The sequence below is a fragment of the Prolinoborus fasciculus genome, from assembly GCF_056724605.1.
Genome location: NZ_JBWZQN010000100.1, coordinates 1 through 6,078, shown reverse-complemented (window position 1 = coordinate 6,078; position 6,078 = coordinate 1). Strand labels below are relative to the sequence as shown.

The 6,078-nt window shown below is 37.6% G+C and carries 5 protein-coding genes and 1 pseudogene; all 6 read left to right on the top strand.

All coding sequences use genetic code 11. From position 1 onward, the window contains the following. A pseudogene (locus tag AC1P5O_RS15990) lies at window positions 1–161 on the top strand (IS5/IS1182 family transposase); the annotation flags it as partial. 137 nt (window positions 162–298) lie between these two features. Then, the gene (locus AC1P5O_RS15985) at window positions 299–832 is read left to right on the top strand and encodes a fimbrial protein (protein WP_032069764.1); all 534 of its coding nucleotides are present in this window, start codon (window positions 299–301) and stop codon (window positions 830–832) included. A gap of 86 nt (window positions 833–918) precedes the next feature. Beyond that, complete coding sequence (locus AC1P5O_RS15980) at window positions 919–1,650, top strand: fimbrial biogenesis chaperone (RefSeq protein ID WP_004997033.1); 732 nt, start codon at window positions 919–921, stop codon at window positions 1,648–1,650. A 136-nt stretch (window positions 1,651–1,786) separates the two neighbouring features. Beyond that, complete coding sequence (locus AC1P5O_RS15975; RefSeq protein WP_499006375.1) at window positions 1,787–4,264, top strand: fimbria/pilus outer membrane usher protein; 2,478 nt, start codon at window positions 1,787–1,789, stop codon at window positions 4,262–4,264. Beyond that, window positions 4,261–5,274, top strand: a complete 1,014-nt coding sequence (locus AC1P5O_RS15970; RefSeq protein ID WP_155861440.1) for a fimbrial protein — start codon at window positions 4,261–4,263, stop codon at window positions 5,272–5,274. The genes AC1P5O_RS15975 and AC1P5O_RS15970 overlap by 4 nt, the downstream gene beginning before the upstream one ends. A 159-nt stretch (window positions 5,275–5,433) precedes the next feature. Then, on the top strand, window positions 5,434–6,009 hold the full coding sequence (locus AC1P5O_RS15965; protein ID WP_168386660.1) for a DUF4882 family protein: 576 nt from the start codon (window positions 5,434–5,436) through the stop codon (window positions 6,007–6,009). Window positions 6,010–6,078: the final 69 nt, after the last annotated feature.

Here is a 6,078-nt window from a genome sequence, read left to right as displayed (position 1 = left end):
ACCATATGGACTGGTATTTATATAAAATCAGGCATTTAGTTGAAAATATGTTTTGTAGATTAAAGCAATTTAGAGGAATAGCTACTCGATATGACAAGCTCAAAAGAAATTATCAAAGTTCTGTTGCCTTAGCCTGTATATTTTTATGGCTACCGTTATAGGGTTAATTATGAACAGTAAGTGTCAACAGACCCTAATTAATGGTATATTTCGCACATTACTTGTTCAGCGCAAAAATTTAACTGAAAAGGTAATATAAATAATTCAAACTTTTAACTGATGTATTTGAGAAATTATTATGAAAAAACTTGCTTTGATCGCTGCTCTTTCAGTTGTTGGTATTGCAAATGTACAAGCTGCTGACGGAACAATTACAATCAATGGTTTAGTAACTGACAAAACTTGTAACATCGTTACTCCAGCAGGTAAAGACTTCACAGTTACTCTTCCTACTGTTTCTAGACAAACTCTAGCAAAAGCTGGTGATGTAGCAGGTCGTACTCCATTCCAAATCAACTTGGAAGACTGTTCAGCTGGTAAAGTTGCAACTTACTTCGAACCAGGTGCAACTGTTGATTTCAATACTGGTCGTTTAATCAACCAAGCTGCTGCTGGTGCTCAAAACGTTGACGTTCAATTACTTGGTGACAACAACCAAGTAATCCCTGTATTAGCTGCTGGCGCTACTGGTGCTCAAGCTAACTCTCAGTGGGTTGACGTTGTAGAAGGCGGTAGCGCTGATCTTAACTACTATGCTGAATACTATGCAACTGGCGCTTCAACTGCTGGTGAAGTAACAACTTCAGTTCAATACACAATTATTTATCAATAATCTATTGATAACTGAGTTTCTATGTTTTCGAACATAGAAACTCCTCTGTATTTCATCACTTTCGCCTTTTTCTGAGAATGTTTCACATGTCATTTAACGGTAGTAAATTCTTGTCTGGTTTTGCACTCTGTTCAATGTTAGCAACTGCTACTCATGCAGAGATTGTCATTCACGGCACGCGCGTTATTTATCCTTCCGATGCACGTGAAGTCACTTTACAGCTCAGTAATAATGGCTCTAAACCTGCATTAGTCCAAGCATGGATTGATGAAGGAGATCCAAAAAGTACACCTGATCAATCAAAAGTTCCTTTTATGATCACGCCTCCGATTTCGCGTGTTGAAGCAACAAAAAGCCAAACTCTCCGGATTACAGCTTTACCAAGTGCATCACAGCTAAATCAACAGCAAGAATCTGTACTTTGGTTAAACGTATTGGATATTCCACCTCGACCAACAGGTAAAGGTGCCGAATCAGTACCAGATAATTTTTTACAACTTGCAATTCGTTCAAGAATTAAATTCTTCTACCGCCCTGCGAGTATTAAAGAAGATGCTAATTTAGCAGCCGATAAGCTGCAATGGCAAAAAGCAGGTCAAAGTGTGGTCATCAAAAACCCAACACCTTTTCACATTACGATGACTTCAATCTATCAAGTCAATGGTGATAAAAAAGTTGATTTATTACCCAAAGGTTTAATGTTAAAGCCATTTTCTGAAGATCGTGTTCAATTAAAAATCTCCAATACTGAAAAAATGAGCTTTATCAATGTGAATGATTATGGCGGACGTGTCGAGAAACCAATTAAGTTTCAATAATCATTTTTCATCCAGATAACCAATAATTTTAAGTACCTATACAATATAGGCGATTCTTATTATGTCAAAAAAGCACGCACCATATAGATTATTAAAGCGTCATATTTGTTTTTACCTAACCTCTGGCATAATCAGCATGACTGTGCCAGTGATGGTGTATGCAGACGAACTCAAAAACAATAATGCGATGGAAGCCGAGTTCGACTCTTCATTTTTGATTGGTGATGCGCAAAAGATCGATATTTCACGCTTTAAGTACGGTAACCCTGTATTACCAGGTGAATATAATGTAGACGTATATATTAATGGTAAATGGTTCGGCAAACGCCGTATGCAATTTAAAGCTGTCGATCCTAAACAAAATGCCGTTACCTGCTTCAACTCTAATACTTTACTCGAGTACGGTGTTAAGCAAGATGCTTTAGCGATCCATCAGTCTGCTATTTCACAAAATAGCTGCCTAAAAATAGATGAATGGATTGAAGATGCATACTATGATTTTGATACGTCTAAGTTGCGTGTAGATATTTCTATTCCTCAGGTTGCGATACAAAAAAATGCTCAAGGCTATGTCGATCCAAGTGTTTGGGATCGTGGTGTAAATGCTGGCTTTTTATCTTATAGCGGTAGTGCATATAAAACATTTAATAGAAGCAATGACAATAAAGAAACCACTAATGCATTTATGGCATTAACAGCTGGAGCGAATCTTGCTGGCTGGCAATTACGTCACAATGGTCAATGGCAGTGGAAAGATCAGCCTAACGAGAATGAAAGTAAATCAAACTATCAATCTACAAGTACCTATTTGCAACGTGCATTTCCTCAATATCGTGGTGTACTTACATTAGGTGATAGTTTTACCAATGGTGAAGTTTTCGATTCATTTGGATACCGTGGTATTGATTTTTCTAGTGATGACCGGATGCTGCCAAATAGTATGCTGGGTTATGCACCTCGTATTCGTGGCAATGCAAAAACAAATGCTAAAGTTGAAGTACGTCAACAAGGGCAATTGATTTACCAAACGACTGTATCACCAGGTAGCTTTGAAATTAATGATCTCTACCCAACGGGTTTCGGTGGTGAACTTGAAGTTTCTGTGATTGAATCAAATGGTGATATTCAAACATTTTCAATCCCCTACGCTTCTGTCGTTCAAATGCTAAGACCTGGCATGAGCCGCTACTCGGTCACTGCTGGTGAGTTCCGAGATCGTGATATCGATTTAGATCCTTGGGTTGTACAAGGTAAATACCAACTCGGTATTAACAACTACCTGACTGGTTATACAGGTTTTCAAGCAACTGAACGATATGCATCTGCACTATTAGGTACAGCTTTTGCGACACCTCTAGGTGCTATTTCAGTTGACGTAACCCATTCTGAAGCTGACTTTGAGAAAAAAGCGTCTCAATCTGGTCAAAGTTATCGCTTGAGCTATAGTAAGCTGATCTCTCCGACAAGTACCAATTTAACCTTAGCCGCATATCGATACTCGACTGAAAATTATTACAAATTACGTGATGCACTTTTAATCCGTGATTTGGAAGATAAAGGTATCAACAGCTATGCTGTGGGTAAACAACGTAGTGAATTTCAAATTACCTTGAATCAGGGTCTTCCTGATGGTTGGGGTAACTTCTACATGGTCGGTTCATGGGTTGATTATTGGAATCGCAATGAAAGCGGTAAACAATACCAGTTTGGTTATAGTAATAACTACCATGGTTTAACTTATGGTTTATCTGCAACCAAACGACAAGTTGACTATAGCTCTAATAATCGTACACGTGACACTGAATACTTGATGACGCTCTCCTTCCCATTGAGCTTTAAGAAACATTCGATGAATGTGAATGCAAATGCATCACAAAATAACCGAACTGTTGGTGTTAGTGGTACTGTTGGCGATCGCTTTAGCTATGGTTCATCCATGTCACATCAAGACTATAACAATCCAACATTCAACGTAAATGGTCGCTATCGCACCAATTTCACGACCGTTGGTGGATCTTATAGTATTGCTGATACTTATCAACAAGCGATGGTAAGTTTAACAGGAAATATTGTTGCGCATCGCGATGGTATCTTATTCGGCCCTGAACAAGGTCAAACCATGGTATTGGTTTATGCTCCTGATGCAGCAGGTGCCAAAGTCAATAATACAACAGGTTTAAGTGTCAATAAGGATGGCTATGCTGTTATTCCTTATGTAACACCATATCGTTTAAATGACATCACACTTGACCCACAAGAAATGTCTACAAATGTCGAACTTGAAGAAACTAGCCAACGAATTGCCCCATTCGCAGGGTCTATTACGAAAGTAGACTTTTCTACGAAGAAAGGTTATGCAATTTACATTGCTGCTAAAACTTCGACTGGTGAAAATCTACCATTTGCAGCTCAAGTATTTGATCAAAATAATGAGTCTGTTGGTATTGTTGCTCAAGGTAGCATGGTGTATTTACGTACCCAAAAAGCACAAGATCAACTGTATGTAAAATGGGGTGATGATAGCACTGAGCAATGTGAGATTACTTATGATGTAACAGCTCAGCTTGCACAAGATCAACAAAACTTAATAATGACTGAGGCGGTTTGTAAATGAAAAAATTACTCTTAAACAGTGTTTTGCTCACCGCTGGTCTTGGTTTGTATGGTGAGGCAAATGCAGCTTGTTCAACGAGTCAAGACTTCAGAACGGTTGATGTCTCGATGCAGGTTGGACGAGTTGTTGTTCGTCCAAGTGATCCTGTTGGAAAAGTCTTGGTTAAATCACTTTTCGAGATTCGTCCAAACGACGGAACGACATATACTTGCAGTCGTAGTGATATGATGGTTGCACGATTATTACAAAATTATGCAATTAGCCCACTTGGTAATAATATTTATTCTACTAATATCCCGGGGATCGGAATTCGCCTTTATCGAGAAGCTTTTAATGCGACAAACTTCTCAGGATATTATCCTTATACAGCCCCTGTACCGGGCACGAATATTAGACTTGGTGAAGGCTATTTTGTCGTTGAAATTGTTAAAACAGCAGAAAATACAGGCTCTGGAACATTAGTTCCTGGACAATATAGTACTTATTATGCTGGAAATCGAAGTGATCGCCCTTTCTTAACCAGCACAGTTTATGGAAATGCAATTACTATTGCATCTTCTTCTTGTGAATGGCGAGGTAATATTAACAAAGCTGTTACACTACCAACTGTCACAAAATCAGGTTTTACTGGTGTTGGATCCACGCAAGGTGAGCAAAGCTTTGATTTAAATATCCTTTGTAACGGTGGTGAAAACCCAACAGGTTATGAAGAGAAAAACCTTATAAGTTTGAGTTTTGATTATCAAACCGAAGGTACAAACACTCAAGTCCTAAGAAATCTCGAACCAAATGCAACAAAAGCAAACGGTGTAGGTGTTCAACTTCTATGGAATTATAATAATCAGAATCGCGTGATTGGTTTAGGTGACAAATTAGAATTAGGTACAGTTAAATCTAACCAGACTATTGAATATAACGTACCACTTACAGCGCGATATTATCAAACAAATGCCAACGTAACAGCAGGAAAAGTTCGAGCAATGGCAACTGTAACTATTGAATATGATTGATTTTTCACGAGACCTCTTTTTTTTAAAAGAGGTCTTTTTTTTAAAAAATCAAACTATAAATTCTGAAATTTTCACTTGATAAAAATTAAATCCATTCAAAAGTATGAACTTTTAGCTTTTTTAAAAAATTTTAAACCACTTAACTTACAGGAACTATCAATGAAAAAAATTGGTATATTGACGCTTAGCTTAGCCCTGCTTGGCTGTGGTGAAAATCAAAATAGCTCACAAAGTAGCAATACTACATCCCAATCTACAGCAACAACATCAACTAGCTTAAGTTTACGTAGTTTAGATCAGAGTCAAACATGTCAGTATAACTTTGATGCAACACAACAAGATTACGATGATTTATGGAACAAACAGAATCCAGACTATCTGATTGGACTATTTCCTACAATCAATGGACAAAAATTTAGCTTAACTGTTGCCCCTCCATATTTTTCAATTAATTATCCTGAATACGGTACTTTTAATTATTTACAATATTTAGCTACTAGTAAAACAAGGCTATATTCAGCTAAGGATTCTTTTTACTTTCCATCACTACATGATGGTTTAGGAGATTTTAGCTTACCTACAACAGGAATTTTTGCACTTGAAATGCAACTAGACATCCCTGCCGCTCCACTAAACGGTGGCTACTATGGTGAACCTGGTTCATCTTATATAGCTGATCTCTGTACACGACAAATTTCACAGAACCCTTATCCTATCAGGGTTCTGCCTTCTTAAAATTGCCAAAATTTCCTTAAACTCTTCTTTTTTCCCAAAACCAATTAAACGCTGAATCGCCATTTGAAC

What these genes read in the sequence shown, in the direction of transcription:
- AC1P5O_RS15975 (WP_499006375.1), top strand. Translation starts at nt 1,787, where the DNA reads ATGACTGTGCCAGTGATGGTGTATGCAGACGAACTCAAAAACAATAAT.
- AC1P5O_RS15985 (WP_032069764.1), top strand. Translation starts at nt 299, where the DNA reads ATGAAAAAACTTGCTTTGATCGCTGCTCTTTCAGTTGTTGGTATTGCA.
- AC1P5O_RS15965 (WP_168386660.1), top strand. Translation starts at nt 5,434, where the DNA reads ATGAAAAAAATTGGTATATTGACGCTTAGCTTAGCCCTGCTTGGCTGT.
- AC1P5O_RS15980 (WP_004997033.1), top strand. Translation starts at nt 919, where the DNA reads ATGTCATTTAACGGTAGTAAATTCTTGTCTGGTTTTGCACTCTGTTCA.
- AC1P5O_RS15970 (WP_155861440.1), top strand. Translation starts at nt 4,261, where the DNA reads ATGAAAAAATTACTCTTAAACAGTGTTTTGCTCACCGCTGGTCTTGGT.